Here is a 16146-nt window from a genome sequence, read left to right on the forward strand (position 1 = left end):
GCAAGGAGGCCACGCCAATGAGTCATGATCTACACGAATCACTGCGCGATAACGTGCGTATTCTGGGCGACAGTCTAGGGCGAACCATCGCCGATGATTTAGGCCAGTCGTTTGTCGATAAGATTGAAACCATTCGTGCCCACGCCAAGCGCGGTCGTCAGGGGGATACCCTTCAGCAGCGCCAGCTCATCGAGTACCTGCGTCAGCTGCCGGAACGCGATCTGTTGCCCGTTACCCGAGCTTTTAACCAGTTCTTAAACTTGGCCAACATCGCCGAGCAGCACTACCGGGCGCGGTTTCGTCGGGTAGAGGACTACAAGCCTGGCTCCCAGCCTGCACTTGGAGAGCTACTAGGGCGTGCCCAGCAGGCGGGTAATTCACCGCGCAAACTGGTGGAAACCCTGGCCAATATGCGCGTGGAGCTGGTGCTGACCGCGCACCCCACCGAAGTTATTCGCCGCACGCTGATCCAGAAATACGACGCCATTGATGAGTGCTTGACCGCAATTGAGAGCTCGGAAGATTACCCCGAGCGCGGTGCACGTGCCCAAGGCCGCTTGGAAGAGCTAATTAGCCAAGCGTGGCACACCGATGAAATTCGCCACGAACGTCCCACGCCAGTAGACGAAGCTAAGTGGGGCTTTGCGGTGATCGAGAACTCGCTGTGGCAAGCCGTACCGGATTTCCACCGCGACCTGGATAACCTGCTGCTGGACACCGCAGGTGAGCGCCTGCCGCTGGATGCCGCGCCGATTCGCTACGCCTCCTGGATGGGCGGTGACCGCGACGGCAACCCGAATGTCACCGCCAAAGTGACCCAGGAAGTGCTGCTGCTAGGCCGCTGGATGGCAGCGGATCTCTACCTGCGTGATTTAGAACAGCTCAAAACCGAGCTCTCCATGTGGAAAGCCAACAGCGCCCTAAAAGCCGAAGTGGGCGATGTGGCGGAACCCTACCGGGAGCTGCTTAAGCGGCTGCTGACCAAAATGGAAGCCACCCGGGACTGGGCGAAAGCGCAGCTGGATGGCCGCAACTACGACGGCGGGCCGATTATTGAAACCCGCGACCAAATCTACGCGCCGCTGCTGGCCTGCTACCGCTCGCTGTGCGACGTGGGGCTGGATACCATTGCCAACGGTGCGCTGCTGGATACCCTGCGCCGCGTGGCCGTGTTCGGCGTCACGTTAACCAAACTCGATCTTCGCCAGGAAGCCAGCCGCCACGCCCAAGTAATGGAAGAACTCACCAGCTCGCTGGGGCTAGGCCATTACCAAGAGTGGAGCGAAACCCAGCGTCAGGAGTTTTTGCTCGCGGAGCTTGAATCCCGCCGCCCGTTGATTCCCCGCCGCTGGGAGTGTTCGGCGGAGTCCCGGGAAGTCATCGACACCTTCAAGGTAATCGCCCAGGAGCATGCTGAAGCGCTGGGTACTTACATTATCTCGATGGCCGCCGAGCCCTCTGATGTGCTCACCGTGGCGCTGCTAATGAAAGAAGTGGGTGGGCAGGTAACGTTACCCATCGCGCCGCTGTTCGAAACCCTCAACGACCTGGATCACGCGGGGGATGTGATCGATCAGCTGCTGGCGCTGCCGGGCTACCGCGCCCTGGCGAAAGACCGCCAAGAGGTGATGATCGGCTACTCCGACTCCGCCAAAGATGCCGGTCAGCTCGCCGCTGCTTGGGCTCAGTACCGCGCCCAGGAGGCGCTGGTGAACGTGTGCGAAAAGCACGGCGTTGACCTAACGCTGTTCCACGGCCGCGGCGGCACCGTGGGCCGTGGGGGCGGCCCGGCCCACGCGGCGATTCTTTCTCAGCCGCCAGGCTCCGTGAACGGCAGCCTGCGAGTGACTGAACAAGGCGAGATGATCCGCTTCAAGTTCGGCCAGCCGGATATCGCGCTGCGCTCCATGGAGATCTACGCCTGTGCGGTGCTGGAGGCCACGCTATTGCCACCGCCCGCGCCGGAACCCCACTGGCGCGAAGAGATGGATCAACTGGCCAAAGTCGCCCACGGTGCTTATGTGGGCGTCGTGCGGGAAGATCCTGACTTCGTGCCTTACTTCCGTGCAGTGACGCCGGAAGGGGCGCTGGGCCGATTGCCGCTTGGCTCGCGGCCCACCAAGCGCCGTCAGGATGGTGGCGTGGAAACCCTGCGGGCGATCCCCTGGATTTTTGCCTGGACGCAGATCCGCCTGATGCTGCCCGCTTGGCTTGGCAGTGGCGAAGCCTTCTCCCGCCGCCTGGAGCAGCCCGGCGGTCGTGAAGTACTTCAAGAAATGCGCACCCAGTGGCCGTTCTTTGGCACCTACCTGGATATGTTAGAGATGCTGCTGGCCAAAGCAGACGTGGCGATCGCCGCCTACTACGAGCATCGCTTGGTGGACGAGCCGTCGCTGAAAGCGCTGGGTAAGAAGCTCCGTGAACGCTTCGAGCGGCTGGAAGACGTGGTGTTAGATATTCTTCAGCAGGAGAAACTGCTGGAGAACACGCCATTGATTCGTCAGGCGATTGACGTGCGCAACCCCTACATCGACCCGCTGCACGGCCTGCAAGCCGAGCTGTTGCAGCGTAACCGGGATGCTGATGGGGCGATTAGCCCAGATCTCTCCCGCGCGTTGATGGTCACCATGGCAGGGATTGCGGCTGGCCTGCGTAACACGGGCTAAGCTAATAGCTGCCTATCTGCGCCGCTACCGATGGGTGGCGGCGCTTTTCTTTACGTGGCGTGGGAGGCAAGGAACATGACGACAGATGCTCAGGCTGTGCTGGCCTTCTGGTTTCAGGAGCTGTCGCCAGCCCAGTGGTTTAAGAAAGATACCCACATCGACCAACAGATTATCGAGCGCTTTAGCGACGTGCTTGCAAAAGCCGCGGCCTGCGAGTGCTTTGAGTGGCGTCGTTCGGCACGTGGGCGGCTGGCGGAAGTGATCGTGCTGGACCAGTTCTCGCGTAATATCTACCGCGATGAGGCCCGCTCGTTTGCCAGCGACACGCTGGCGTTAGCACTGGCTCAGGAGGCGGTTGCCAGCGGGGCCGACCAGTCGATTTCGGCGGTAGAGCGCAGCTTTCTTTATATGCCCTATATGCACAGTGAGTCGGCGGCGATTCATACCGTTGCTCTTCAGCTATTTGACCAGCCGGGGTTAGAGAGCAGTCTAGAGTTCGAGAAACGCCACAAGGCGATTATTGATCGTTTTGGGCGCTACCCGCATCGTAATGCGGTCTTGGGCAGAACCTCGACCCCAGAAGAGGTCGAATTCCTGAAACAGCCCGGCTCCTCTTTTTAACGTTTATTTAGGCTACATGGCGTTTTATGTCGTTACGAAAATCTACCCGTATCAATAAATACATCAGCGAAAGCGGCCTCTGTTCCCGCCGAGAGGCAGACCGCTTTGTCGAGCAGGGCAATGTGTGGATCAATGGCCGCCGGGCAACCACCGGCGACCAGGTGGTCGCGGGAGATCGGGTAAAGGTCAACGGCCAGGAGATCGAGCCGCAGGAAGAGGAGGATCTCGTTCTCATCGCGCTGAATAAGCCGGTAGGCATTGTGAGCACCACGGAGTCGGCGGAAAAAGACAACATCGTTGAGTTTGTGAAGCACGGAACGCGCATCTTCCCCATTGGGCGGCTAGATAAAGATTCCCAAGGGCTGATCTTTCTCACCAACAATGGCGACCTGGTCAACAAGATCCTACGTGCCAACAATAACCACGAAAAAGAGTACGTGGTGACGGTCGATAAACCGATTACCGACGAGTTCATTGCCGGTATGCAGGGCGGCGTGCCGATTCTCGGGCAGATGACCAAAAAGTGTCATGTCGCTAAAGAGTCCACCTTTGTGTTCACCATTACTTTGGTGCAGGGGCTCAACCGTCAAATTCGCCGTATGTGCGAATACTTTGGCTATGAAGTCACCCAGCTAGTGCGTACGCGCATCATGAACGTGTCGCTGAAAGGGCTGGCGCTGGGGGATTGGCGTGACCTGACTCCCAAAGAGATCGAGACCATTGTTGCCCTCACCGAAACCTCAGACGTAGCGCCAGAGAAGAAAGCATCTGAGAAGAAAAACATCGCCCGTCCCAACTACAGCGGCGGTAGAAGTAGTGCGCAGGATAAAAAGCCGACAGCAAAACGGGCCTCTTCAGGTGCCCGTGCGGGTAACAAAGCCCGCAAGGATCCTAAGGCAAAAGGAGCCGCTGCTGGTAAGCCAGGCGGCAAAGGAGCAGCGTCAGCGGGAAGACCGGCCACTAAAGGAAAGGGGAGGCCCGGGAGTCACTCTAAGGGCAAACCGGGCGCGAGTAAGGGCGCGATAAAGGGCGGCCGCCCCAGCGGGGGTAAAGCCGCCTCCGGTAAGCCGCCTTCCCGGCGCAAGTAGTTCTCCATGACAGAGATACCTACTTATATAAGTTACCTACTGGCGTGGTATGTGGCGGTCAGCGTGATTACCTACGCCACGTATGCGTGGGATAAAAGGGCCGCGATCAAAAAGCGCCAGCGCGTGAGCGAAAAAATGCTGCACTGGCTGGCGCTGGTAGGCGGTTGGCCGGGGGCTTGGTGCGCGCAGCAGCAGCTGCGCCACAAGACCCAAAAAACCAGCTTTCGGCGCGTCTATTGTGTCACGGTGCTCCTCAATATCGCGGCGCTAGGCGGCTTTGTCGCGGTTATGCCGCTGCGTTAGGGGCAAATAGGAAGTTGGCAATCAGCTCTTTGCCGCCCTCGGTGGCAAACGACTCCGGGTGAAACTGAATGCCGTGAATCGGGTAGTCACGGTGCTTCACGCCCATCAGCTCAAACTCACCCGCTGCCTGCCAGCGGCCACGTTCAGCAAAGCTGTCGGCGGAGAGTGCACCTACCGTGGCGGTCACTTCCAGGCACTCTGGCAGCGTCGCCGCATCGGCAATCAGCGAGTGGTAGCGCATAACCTCAAGCTGGTCGGGTACGCCGTTAAACACAGAGCGGTTGTCGTGGTTGATGGGGCTGATTTTGCCGTGCATCGGCAGCGGCGCTTTGACCACCTTGCCGCCGAACACGTGCACGATGCCCTGCATACCTAGGCAAACGCCCAGCAGCGGCGTGGTTTTGCCCAGCTTCTCGATCACTTCGGCGCATACGCCAAAGTAGCGTGGGTCATCCGGCGAGCCGGGGCCAGGCGAGATAATAATGCGATCCGGCGCCATGGCTTCAATCGCTTTAAAATCAATCTGGTTATTGCGCTTCACCATGATCTCAAAATGGGGCAATTCGCCGCGATTTTTCTCCGTGGTCAGAATCTCACCAATAAACTGGTAAAGGTTATAGGTGAAGGAGTCGTAGTTATCGATGATCAGCACCTTCATGCGGGGCTCTCCGTTTCCGTATCCATAAAGGGGGCCAAGGCCTTGCGGGTGCCGGCGAATTTGCGGCGAATCTCTTCGTACTCATCCTCGGCGTTGCTGTCATACACGTTGCCGCCGCAGGTTTGTACGTAGGCGCGCTCGCCGTTAACAAACACCGTACGGATGGGGATCGCAAAGGTGCAGTCGCCGTTGAAAGAGAACTGACCCACCGCGCCGCCGTAGGGGCCGCGGCCGTCGGTTTCTAGGTCATCGATGATTTTCATCGCTTCAATCTTGGGTGCGCCGGTTAGCGTGCCCGCGGGGAAGTTGCTGGCTAGCGCGGTGAACATGTCTTCGCCTTCGGCAATGATTCCGACGATCTCACTAGAGATATGCTGAACGTGGCTGAAGCGCTTGATATCCATCAGGCTGCGTACTTTGACCGTCCCAAACTGGGCCACTCGACCAATATCGTTGCGGTGCAGGTCCACAATCATATTGTGCTCGGCGATCTCTTTGGGGTCGTTGAGCAGCGCGCGGGCAAGCTGGGTATCTTCCTGGGGAGTCTGGCCGCGCAGGGTGGTGCCCGCCAGCGGGAACGTCTCCATCTCGCCCTGGCGCAGGCGGAACAGCAGCTCAGGGCTCGCACCAATCAGCTTCTGCTCGCCAAACTTCACGTAGTACATCTGCGGCGAAGGGTTGATAGTGCGCAGCTGGTCGTAAAGTGCCAGGGTGTCGCCCTGAATGCGAAAGCGCTTTTTAAAGCCCACTTCGCACTGAAATACTTTGCCGTCGATGATGTCCTGCTTCACCTTGGCGACCGCTTCGGCGTGCTCGGCTTTACTCATGGTGTCGCCCAGCGCGGTAATGTGCAGCGCGCCTGCGGGCTCGTCGTCGGCGTCGATCAGCGTCTGTAGAAACTCGTAACGGCTATTGTCGTAATAGAAGTAGGTAACTTCCCCTGTCATCTTGTCGAGGATCAGGCCGTCTTTATACAGCCCAAAGCGGAACGTATCGAAGTCGTCGCTGGCCTTCAGCGTCAGCGACGGCTCGAAGTACTGCATGGCGTCGTAGCCCAGGTAACCGCTTAACCCGCCCGCGTACTTGCGTGAGATAATGTTTTGCGGGATCAGGCTACGCAGCAGCTCGTAGGGGTTGTCGCTGGGGTAGTGGTTGGCATCGCCGTCGCGGTTTTCAATGGTCAGCGTGGTGCCATTGGCGTAGAGCGTGTACTCGGGGTCGAAACCAATGATCGAGTGGCGCGCCATGTGGCTATCTTCGCCTAGCGACTCCAGCATGTAGCAGGTATCGAAGCGCCGCTCGATTTTTTGAAACAGGGCAAAGAAGTCGCAGTCCGCCGCCAGGGTAACGTAGTGGGGCTTACGGGGCAGGGTGAACGGCTGAGGGCCTGCCGCAGCGGCCGTATCGGTGGTGCTCATAAGTGATCATTCCGTGAAGAGGCTAACATCGTCAGCGCGCGTGATCCGCGTGACACGGTCGCAATACCCACGCCTAGGGTTTCGGCAATTTTGCGGTGGGGCACGCCCTCGCGCAGCAGCTTAAAAATCTGTAGGCGTTTGCTGATTTCTTGATACTCTGCTGGCGTAAGCAGGCTGGCCAGCGCTTCATCCATTGCGTCGGGCGTATCAATCGCAAGCAGGTGGCGCACCAAGTCAGCTTGAAACGTATCGTGTAAGGACATCGTGCCACCGAGTGATTTAGTCATGTACTAGCGCACTAGTACGTTAGCTGATTGCTCAGGGAAGTCAAGTCGCAGTGAGATTAAGGAATCGCCATGACCGGCTATTTTATTCAAGCATTCATCTATTTAGTGGCGGCAGTGATTGCCGTGCCGCTGGCCAAGCGATTTGGGTTGGGGTCGGTGTTGGGCTACTTAGTTGCCGGGGTGGTGATTGGCCCTGTGCTGGGGCTGGTCGGCCAGGAGACCACCACCATTCAGCACTTTGCTGAATTTGGCGTGGTGATGATGCTGTTTTTGGTGGGCATGGAGCTAGACCCCAAAGGCTTATGGGCCATGCGGGTGCGTCTTCTAGGCCTGGGCGGTTTGCAGGTGGTGCTGACCGCAGCGGCAGGCGCTGCCATTGCCTCGTGGCTAGGGCTCGTTTGGCAAACCGCCCTGGCGGTGGGGCTGATTTTTGCACTCTCATCCACCGCCATTGTGCTGCAAACCCTGAGTGAGAAGGGGCTTTCCAAAACCGAAGGCGGGCGCAGCGCCTTTTCGGTGCTGCTGTTTCAAGATATTGCCGTTATTCCTATGCTGGCGCTGATTCCGCTGCTGGCACTGCCGGAATTGATGGGCGCTGCGGGTGACGACCATGGCCACGCGGGGTTAAGCCTAGTGGCGCATCTGCCTGCCTGGGCACATGCGCTGGTGGTGGTGGCCGCCATCGGCAGCGTGATTGTGGGTGGCTATTATTTAGGGCCGCTGCTGTTCCGTTACGTGATTGGCTCCGGCCTACGGGAAGTGTTTACCGCCTCGGCGCTGATGCTGGTGATCGGCATTGCCGCGTTAATGAGCTTGGTGAACCTATCGCCCGCCTTGGGGGCCTTCCTGGCCGGTATCGTATTGGCTAACAGCGAGTTCAAGCACGAGATCGAGGCCAACATCGAGCCGTTTAAAGGACTGCTGCTGGGGCTGTTCTTCATCACCGTGGGGGCGGGCATTAACTTTGACGTGCTAGCGGCGGAGTTGGCCACGGTGCTGGGCCTAGGCTTGGCGGTCATCGTCGTGAAGGCGGCTATTTTGCTGGTGCTGGCGCTGCTGTTCAAAGTGCACGGCAGCAATGGTTGGCTGTTTACCCTAAGTCTTGCCCAAGCGGGGGAGTTTGGCTTTGTGCTGCTGACCTACAGCGTGCAAAACAGCGTGATTCCGGTGGAACTCTCCCAGGTGCTCTCGCTGGCGGTGGCGCTGTCGATGTTCCTAACGCCGCTGCTGTTTATTGCTTACGACAAGTTGGTGCTGCCGCGCTACCAAACCGCCAAGAATGACGCTCGCGAGGCCGATACGATTGAAGAGCAGGCACCGGTGATCGTGGCGGGTGTCGGCCGTTTTGGGCAGATTATTTGCCGCCTGCTGCGGGCCAATAACATTCCCATCGTCGCGCTGGATCACGAGATTGAGCAGATCGAGAACCTGCGCAATATTCGCATTAAAAGCTACTTTGGCGACGCAAGCCGCTCAGACCTTCTAGAAACCGCCGGTATCGAGCACGCTCGGCTGCTGGTGGTCGCCATCGACGACCGCGAGCGTGCGGTGGGTATCGTCAAGCACGTCAAACAGTTCTACCCCAATGTGTGGGTGCTGGCCCGCGCCTTCGACCGGGGCCACGGTTACCAGCTGCGCGAGGCCGGAGCCGACGACGTGATCAGTGAAACCTACCACTCGGCGCTAGAACTCGGCGGCCATGCGCTCACCGCCATGGGCGTTCATCCGATGCGCGCTAAACAGATGACCTGGGCGTTTGTGCAGAATGAAGACGCTCACGCCGATGAGTTGTTTGAAGCCTGGAAAGAGATCGACGAAGGCATCAGCTTCAGCCCGCGCTATGGCGAGCTATTTATGAAGCTGGAAGAGGCACTGAATACCGCTATGCATCAGGATTGGCATGAGCCGCATCGGGAAGATGTACCTATTTGGACGGCACCCGCCCAAGGAAGTAACGATCAACAAGAAAGATAAAGGGATTAAAACGGCAAATGTAGCGATGCGCTGAGCATATTGAGGTGGCTGAGCGAAGGCGCATCAATACGTTCGTACTCTAAGCGGCTGATCAATCGATTAACGGTCATGGTGGCACCAAACCCTTGCAGTAGGGCGGTGCCACTATCCTCGGCAATCGGCTGGTCGGTGTCGCCGCGCCACTCGGTCAGGCCTGATTTGGCGTAGATGCTGAATGCTCCCATACGGATGCCCGCCACGATGGCACCGCCAAGGCTCAAGGTGTCCATAATCATCGGGTTAACGCTGGAAGCGATGGGCACTTCTTCGCTTTCGCGGTAGGCGATTTCAGCACCAATATCTAGCTGCGGTAGCTGCCAAGGGCTGAAGCCAGCGGTGAGACGAAAGCCGGAGGTGTAGCTATCTAGGCTGCTGAGGTCGCTGCCTTCCAGCACTACGCCATTATCTAGGCGCATGAATTCGCTGTCGGGGGCGGCGTAGGAGAGAACAGGAGCGCCGTCATCGGCAAAGGGTGCACTCAAAGGAAGGGCAGTGCCGAACAGACTTAACAGCAGGGTGCTTGCCAAGCGGTTCATTGGCGTTCCTCTTATCCTTTCTCGTTGATGTTATTCTTATCAGCCTAGCAACGGGCGCTGATTTCCACCACGTTAATTGCGCCATTCGCCAAATTTTCTAGCAAATTTTTTCCCATCTGCATAAAACGCTCACCGAATACCCACTGCGGTGAGAGTACGGCAGTACGCGGTGCCTGCTCTTTTTGCCGCTGGCGTTTGCGCCATTCAAGCGCGGTGTGGCTCCAGTCTTCGCTGTGCTGAATATTAAAACCGCTCGCTTCAAGTTGTTGGGTCAGCTCGGAGAACGAGAGCAAGTGTGAGTGCGTTGGCTCTTCGGCCCAGGGCACCGGGAATCGCAACGCTTCGCTGTGTAGCCCGCCAACGACTTCATGCATCACCAGCTGGCCGCCAGGGCGCAGCACGCGGCGGCACTCGGCCAGTACGCGCGCAGGGTCGGGCATATTCATCAGGCTGTGTTGGAACAGCACGGCATCGAAGCTGGCATCACTAAATGGCAGTGCGCAGGCATCTCCCGTCACACAGCGCAGCTTGCCCGCTGGTGAATCGTTAAGAGGCTGTGTCATTGCTAGCTGGCTAATAGCGTGATTCAGCACGTTAAAGCGGTGGGTAATATCCAGCCCGGTGAGATGAAAACCTTGCGCGGCCCCCTGGCGCATTAACCCACCCAGCCCCGCGCCAATATCCAGAACCTTAGGGGCGCTCTGATCGAGCAGACCCAAGAGCCTCTTGGATGCGGCGATACCGCCAATATGCAGCTGGTCGAGCGGTGCTAACTGATGCAGCGTGGGGCCATCAGGGTAGTGGGTGCGCAGTTGGTTAAGGATATCCTGGTCGCGCAGCGCCTGATGATAGTGGTGGGCGAGGGAAGTGGGCATGGGGAGCCTCGGTTGGGGCTAACGTCTCAGGATCAGAACAACCCTCGCGAAAGCCTCCGCTACGGGTTGTTCTGATCGACAGTTGATCGTTGTATCAGCTTCAATCCCTTTTACGTTTGGTCTTCCAGTCCCAGCTCTTTAATCGAGATTTCGCGCATTTTGAATTTCTGGATTTTGCCGGTGACGGTCATCGGGAACTCATCTACGAACTTGAAGTAGCGCGGGATCTTGAAGTGGGTGATTTTGCCTTTGCAGTATTCGCGCAGGTCCTCGCCGGTAATCTCGCCCGCCGTGCTGTTGAGCTTCACCCAGGCAATCAGCTCTTCGCCGTACTTTTTATCTGGCACGCCGGTGACCTGCACTTCGGAGATCGCCGGGTGGGCGTACAAGAACTCCTCGATCTCTTTCGGGTAGACGTTCTCACCGCCGCGAATCACCATGTCTTTGATGCGGCCTACAATCTGGATATAGCCCTCGTCATCCATGGTGGCCAAGTCGCCGGTGTGCATCCAGCCCGCTTCGTCGATGGCCTCGGCAGTGGCTTTGTCGTTGTTCCAATACTTCAGCATCACGCTGTAGCCACGGGTACACAGCTCGCCGATTTCGCCACGAGGTAGAATGCCGCCGTTGCCAGGGTCGACGATCTTGCTCTCCAGGTGGGGCTGGGTTCGGCCCACGGTGGAAACGCGCTTTTCAATGGTGTCGTTCGCGCCGGTTTGCGTAGAGACCGGGCTGGTTTCGGTCATGCCGTAAGCGATTTGCACGCCCTTCATGTTCATCTTGTTGATGACCTGCTTCATGATTTCAGCAGGGCAAATGGAACCCGCCATAATGCCGGTGCGCAGCGACGAAAAGTCGGTGCTGGCGAAGTCAGGGTGCTCAAGCTCGGCGATGAACATGGTGGGAACACCATACAACGCAGTGGCTTTCTGCTCATGAACGGCTTTCAGCACTTTACCGGGGTCGAAGCCTTCATCTGGGTAGATCATCGCCGCGCCGTGGGTCACGCAGCCCAGGTTACCCATCACCATGCCAAAGCAGTGGTAGAGCGGTACGGGAATCACCAAGCGGTCTTCGCTGGTAAAGCCCATGCTTTCGGCCACAAAAAAACCGTTGTTGAGAATGTTGTGGTGAGAGAGCGTCGCCCCTTTAGGGAAGCCGGTGGTGCCTGAGGTGTACTGAATATTGATGGGGTCATCAAACTGCAGCGTGGCCTGCAGGTCGTCCACGTCGGTTTGGCTGACCTTGTTAGCTTCATCCATAAAATCAGCCCAGCGCCACATGCCGCTGTGCTTGTCGGCGCTTAGGTTGATAATGCACTCAAGATCCGGCAGCTTCTGTGATTTTAGTTGCCCTTCCGCACAGCTGTTTAGCTCTGGCGCCAGCTCAAACAGCATCGCCGTATAGTCGGAGCTTTTGAATTGGTTGGCGGTGACTAAAAAGCGCGCGCCGGATTGATTCAGCGCGTACTCCAGCTCGTGGGTTCGGTAAGACGGGTTGATGTTCACCAGGATCGCGCCAATTTTGGCGGTGGCAAACTGGGTCAATGTCCATTCGCTGCAGTTGGGAGCCCAAATACCCACGCGGTCGCCTTTTCGTACACCAATGGCGAGCAGGGCGCGGGCGCAGCGGTTCACTTCCTGCTGAAGTTCCCGGTAGCTCCAGTGAATATTCTGGTGTAGCGCTATCAGCGCGTCGTTATCCGGGTACTGGGCGGCAATTTGGTCGAATTTATCGCCAATGGTCATGCCCAACAGCGGCTTTTCTGCGGTGCTGCTGGTGTAGCTGGGCAAGGTTGCAGGTGATGCCATGGTGAGTCTCCGATGTCTTTTTCTTATCTGAACGGGAAGTGACGCATTTTTAATTATTAGGTTGTTTGGGTGGCGTTATGCTTTGCTGCTTTTGGCACACCCTTTGGCGAGTGCCACTTTGGCACTGGGTTTACGGCCAAGCTGCTGGGTGATCCAGTAGCCGGTATCAATCACTGCCTGCAGGTCAATGCCGGTCTCAATGCCCAGCCCTTCCAGCAAATAGAGCACGTCTTCGGTGGCCACATTGCCTGATGCGCCCTTGGCGTAGGGGCAGCCACCCAGGCCTGCCGTGGCGGCATCAATCACGCTCACGCCTTCTTCCAACACGGCGTACAGGTTGGCAATCGCCATGCCGTAGGTATCGTGAAAATGAGCGGCGAGTTTCTCAATCGGCACCTGCTGGCGAGTGGCTTCAATCATTCGCTTAGCGGCCAGCGGCGTACCCACGCCAATGGTGTCGCCCAGCGAGACCTCGTAGCAGCCCATCTCATACAGCGCCTTGGCGACATCCGCTACTTTATGGGGGGCGATATCCCCCTCATAAGGGCAGCCCAGCACGCAGGAGACGTAGCCACGTACCCGCACGCCTGCCTCATTAGCGCGGGCAAGCACCGGCTCAAAGCGCGCCAGCGACTCGGCAATCGAGCAGTTGATGTTCTTCTGGGAGAACGCTTCCGATGCCGCACCGAATACCGCGACTTCCTCAACGCCTGCCTCCAGGGCGCTTTCCAACCCCTTCAGGTTTGGCGTCAGCGCGGAATACACCACGCCGTGCTGGCGCTGAGTGCCGCGCATCACCTCAGCGGCATCGCCCATTTGCGGCACCCACTTGGGCGATACAAAGCTGGCCGCTTCAATGTGGCGAATACCTGCATTCGCCAGCCGCTCAATCAGCTCGATTTTGGTCGCGGTGGGCACCAGGGTGCCCGGCTCGTTTTGCAGCCCGTCGCGGGGGGCCATTTCAAATAGCTTGATAGACGTAGGCAGTGCCATGGTGGTGCTCCTATTCGCTGGGGGCAAAGTCGAGCAGCACAGCGCCCTGGCTGACCGTATCGCCTGCCTGGAAGTGGAAGGTCTCTACACTGCCATCGGCGGGGGCGGTCATGGTGTGCTCCATCTTCATGGCTTCCATCACCATTAGCGGCATGCCTTTTTCAACCTGAGCACCCGGCTCTACAAGCAGCGCCACTACCGTGCCATTCATCGGCGCGGTGAGAGTAGATTCCGCTTCGTGGTGGCCGTGGTCGATAGCATCGATGCGCCGCCAGAACAGGCGGGTTTCACCGCTGGGTTCGGCCATCACCACCACATGACCATCTTTACATGCCTGTAAGCGACGGCGGTGGCCATTGAGCGTGACGGCCACGGCATCGCCTTCCAGCAGCTGCAGGCTGGCAGTCAGCGTGCTGTTGCCAATGGTGAGCTGCCACTGGGTATCCAAGGTGGCGCGCTTGCCTTCTACCACGACCACCGCGCTGTCATTATCCGCGGCTTGAGCGCTGGCCGGGTCACACAGCGCAATGCGGATGGTGTGCGGGGCGTTGAGCCGGAAACCGTCGTGGCGGTCCCAGGGTGAGTCGCTTTCGCACTCCTGGGCTAATTGATGCAAACCAATCAGCGCGGCGCTGGCATAGTCTTCTGTAGAAAACTGACGCGGAGCAAACAGGGTGGCTTCGTTGCGCTCGATAAAGCGAGTATCCAGCTCGACGTTCTTAAAGCCAGGGTGATTGGCTAAGCGCTGCAAGAAGGCGCGGTTGGTGACCACGCCCTGCACATCCAGCGCCGCCAGCGCCCGGTTGAGAGTGGCTAGCGCAGCGTCGCGGTCAACGCCATGCACAATCAGCTTGGCGAGCATCGGGTCGTAGTGCATCGAGACCGTATCGCCGCTTTCCACACCGCTATCCAATCGCACTTGATCAGCGCCTAGCCCTGCGCCTTCCAAGTCCAACGCGAAGCGAGTGAGCAGACCGGTGGCGGGCAAGAAGTCCTGCTCCGGGTCTTCGGCGTAAATGCGTGCTTCAAAGCTGTGGCCGGTAATGGTCAGCTCGTCCTGGTGGCAGGGCAGCGGCTCGCCCATGGCGACTCTTAGCTGCCACTCCACTAGGTCTTGGCCGGTAATCATCTCGGTAACGGGATGCTCGACCTGCAAGCGGGTGTTCATCTCCATAAAGTAGAAGGAGCCATCGGCGTCTAACAGAAACTCCACCGTGCCCGCGCCTACATAGCCAATCTCCTGAGCGGCGCGAACGGCTGCATCGCCCATGGCGGCGCGTAGTTCAGGCGTCATGCCAGGGGCGGGGGCTTCTTCAATCACTTTTTGATGGCGGCGCTGTACGCTGCAGTCCCGCTCAAACAGGTACACGCCGTTGTTGTAGCGGTCGCAGAATACCTGCACCTCTACATGGCGGGGCTGTACCAGATACTTCTCGATCAGCATGCGGTCATCGCCGAACGCGGCTTTAGATTCCCGGCGGCAGCCGTCCAGCGCGGCCTGGAAGCCTTCACCGCTTTCTACCACGCGCATGCCTTTACCGCCGCCACCGGCGCTGGCTTTTAGCATGACGGGGTAGCCGATCTTATCGGCTTCGGAACGCAGCAGGGCATCGCCTTGGTCGTCGCCGTGGTAGCCGGGCACCAGCGGCACGCCCGCATTCGCCATACGCGCTTTGGCGGCAGATTTGTCGCCCATGGCGGCAATGGCGGAAGCGGGCGGGCCAACAAAAGTAATGCCCGCTTGCTCTAACGCTTTAACAAAGGTGCCGTTTTCAGACAGGAAGCCGTAGCCGGGGTGAATCGCGCCGGTGCCGGTGCGTTGGGCGGCCTCAATCACCGCGTCAACGTTTAGGTAGCTTTCCCGGGCGGCGGCAGGGCCGAGGCGCACGGCTTCATCAGCGTCACGCACGTGGCGGGCAGTGGCGTCGGCATCGGAATAAACAGCGACGGTTTTTAAGCCCATGCGGCGGGCGGTACGCATCACGCGGCAGGCGATTTCGCCGCGGTTAGCCACCAGTAGCGTATCGAATTTAGTCGGGGTAAACGTCATGAGCGTGGCTCCGCAGCGTTATTGTGTTCTTCAGGAAATGCCCAGGCGGGGCGACGCTTGTCAAAAAAGCTGGCTAAACCCTCTTGGCCCTCTTGGCTCACCCGCAGCTTGGCAATCACTTGGCAGGTGTGCTCGCGGGTGGCATCGGTATCCGGTGCTTGGGCCACGGTAGCTAGCAGTGCCTTGGTAGCCCGCTGTGCCTGGGGGGAGCCTTTCATGAGCGTGGCAAGCAGGGTGTCAACGGCGCTATCCAACGCCTCGTGCTCGACCACTTGGTGGGCCAGGCCCAGGCTCAGCGCGGTGGGCGCATCCATCACTTCGGCGCTCAGCGCGTAGCGGCGCATTTGGCGCTGGCCAAGGGCGCGCTGAACGTAAGGGCTAATCACCGCAGGCGACAGGCCAATATTGACTTCCGACAGGCAAAACTTGGCTTTTTCGGAAGCTACAACGATATCGCAGCAGGCGGCTAAGCCCACCGCGCCGCCGAACGCCGCCCCCTGCACGCGGCAGATGGTGGGGCAGGGCAGCGTATCCAGGCCGTTCATCAGCGCCGCAAGCTTGCGGGAATCCGCTAGGTTATCTTCCAGGTCGTAATCGACCATGCGCTTCATCCAGTTCAGGTCCGCGCCCGCCGAGAAGCTTTTGCCTTCAGAGCCAAACACCACCACCCGCACGTCCCCTGAGCTTGCCAAGTCATGCAGCTTTTCCAGCTGCGCGTTTAGCTCGGCAATCAGGCTGTCGTCAAAGGCGTTATGCACCTCTGGGCGGTTTAAGGTGAGCCGCGCCACGCCTGCTTCAATCACCAGTGTTGAGTAAGCCATGATGTT

At 58.8% G+C, this 16146-nt stretch carries 14 protein-coding genes; 5 read left to right on the top strand and 9 right to left on the bottom strand.

Features of this window, described 5'->3' with window-relative positions:
- Positions 1-17: 17 nt before the first annotated feature.
- From ppc to R0J87_RS07985, 4 genes are all read left to right on the top strand, one after another.
- Entirely contained in the window at positions 18-2666 is a 2649-nt protein-coding gene (gene ppc / locus R0J87_RS07970; protein ID WP_498885437.1) for a phosphoenolpyruvate carboxylase, read from the top strand.
- A gap of 75 nt (positions 2667-2741) precedes the next feature.
- Positions 2742-3287, top strand: coding sequence for a DUF924 family protein (locus tag R0J87_RS07975; RefSeq protein WP_498885438.1), 546 nt, complete (start codon positions 2742-2744; stop codon positions 3285-3287).
- A gap of 26 nt (positions 3288-3313) precedes the next feature.
- Positions 3314-4375 (top strand): 23S rRNA pseudouridine(2604) synthase RluF, encoded by a 1062-nt coding sequence (gene rluF, locus R0J87_RS07980; protein ID WP_498885440.1) that lies wholly within the window; start codon positions 3314-3316, stop codon positions 4373-4375.
- Positions 4376-4381: 6 nt separating this feature from the next.
- Positions 4382-4678: a DUF1294 domain-containing protein gene (locus tag R0J87_RS07985; RefSeq protein WP_498885442.1), complete on the top strand. Its 297-nt coding sequence runs from the start codon at positions 4382-4384 to the stop codon at positions 4676-4678.
- On the opposite strand, the gene R0J87_RS07990 is transcribed toward R0J87_RS07985, so the two are convergent.
- Genes R0J87_RS07990 through R0J87_RS08000 form a run of 3 tightly spaced genes read right to left on the bottom strand, consistent with a single transcriptional unit; the run spans position 4662 to position 7017 of the window.
- Complete coding sequence (locus R0J87_RS07990; RefSeq protein WP_498885444.1) at positions 4662-5336, bottom strand: anthranilate synthase component II; 675 nt, start codon at positions 5334-5336, stop codon at positions 4662-4664. The genes R0J87_RS07985 and R0J87_RS07990 overlap by 17 nt on opposite strands.
- The gene (locus R0J87_RS07995) at positions 5333-6754 is read right to left on the bottom strand and encodes an anthranilate synthase component I family protein (protein ID WP_490175568.1); all 1422 of its coding nucleotides are present in this window, start codon (positions 6752-6754) and stop codon (positions 5333-5335) included. Before R0J87_RS07995 ends, R0J87_RS07990 begins: the two co-directional genes overlap by 4 nt.
- A complete protein-coding gene (locus R0J87_RS08000; RefSeq protein ID WP_083026323.1) occupies positions 6751-7017 on the bottom strand; it encodes a Trp family transcriptional regulator in 267 nt (88 codons plus the stop codon). Before R0J87_RS08000 ends, R0J87_RS07995 begins: the two co-directional genes overlap by 4 nt.
- 93 nt (positions 7018-7110) lie before the next feature.
- On the opposite strand from R0J87_RS08000, the gene R0J87_RS08005 reads away from it, so the two are divergent.
- The gene (locus R0J87_RS08005; RefSeq protein ID WP_498885446.1) at positions 7111-9015 is read left to right on the top strand and encodes a monovalent cation:proton antiporter-2 (CPA2) family protein; all 1905 of its coding nucleotides are present in this window, start codon (positions 7111-7113) and stop codon (positions 9013-9015) included.
- Between the two features lie 5 nt (positions 9016-9020).
- Here the strand turns inward: R0J87_RS08005 and R0J87_RS08010 are convergent, their stop codons facing one another.
- The 6 genes from R0J87_RS08010 to R0J87_RS08035 form a co-directional block, all read right to left on the bottom strand.
- Positions 9021-9590: a hypothetical protein gene (locus tag R0J87_RS08010; RefSeq protein WP_404341951.1), complete on the bottom strand. Its 570-nt coding sequence runs from the start codon at positions 9588-9590 to the stop codon at positions 9021-9023.
- A gap of 44 nt (positions 9591-9634) precedes the next feature.
- On the bottom strand, positions 9635-10465 hold the full coding sequence (locus R0J87_RS08015) for a class I SAM-dependent methyltransferase (RefSeq protein ID WP_498885448.1): 831 nt from the start codon (positions 10463-10465) through the stop codon (positions 9635-9637).
- A gap of 110 nt (positions 10466-10575) precedes the next feature.
- Positions 10576-12276, bottom strand: a complete 1701-nt coding sequence (locus tag R0J87_RS08020; protein WP_498885450.1) for an AMP-binding protein — start codon at positions 12274-12276, stop codon at positions 10576-10578.
- 75 nt (positions 12277-12351) lie between these two features.
- Positions 12352-13269 carry a hydroxymethylglutaryl-CoA lyase gene (locus R0J87_RS08025; protein WP_498885452.1) on the bottom strand — a complete coding sequence of 306 codons (918 nt, stop codon included), beginning with the start codon at positions 13267-13269 and terminating at the stop codon, positions 12352-12354.
- Between the two features lie 10 nt (positions 13270-13279).
- On the bottom strand, positions 13280-15319 hold the full coding sequence (locus R0J87_RS08030) for an acetyl/propionyl/methylcrotonyl-CoA carboxylase subunit alpha (RefSeq protein WP_498885453.1): 2040 nt from the start codon (positions 15317-15319) through the stop codon (positions 13280-13282).
- On the bottom strand, positions 15316-16140 hold the full coding sequence (locus R0J87_RS08035; protein WP_498885455.1) for an enoyl-CoA hydratase/isomerase family protein: 825 nt from the start codon (positions 16138-16140) through the stop codon (positions 15316-15318). Before R0J87_RS08035 ends, R0J87_RS08030 begins: the two co-directional genes overlap by 4 nt.
- Between the last annotated feature and the right edge of the window lie 6 nt (positions 16141-16146).

Source organism: Halomonas sp. SIMBA_159, assembly GCF_046536035.1.
Classification (GTDB): Bacteria; Pseudomonadota; Gammaproteobacteria; order Pseudomonadales; family Halomonadaceae; genus Vreelandella; species Vreelandella venusta_A.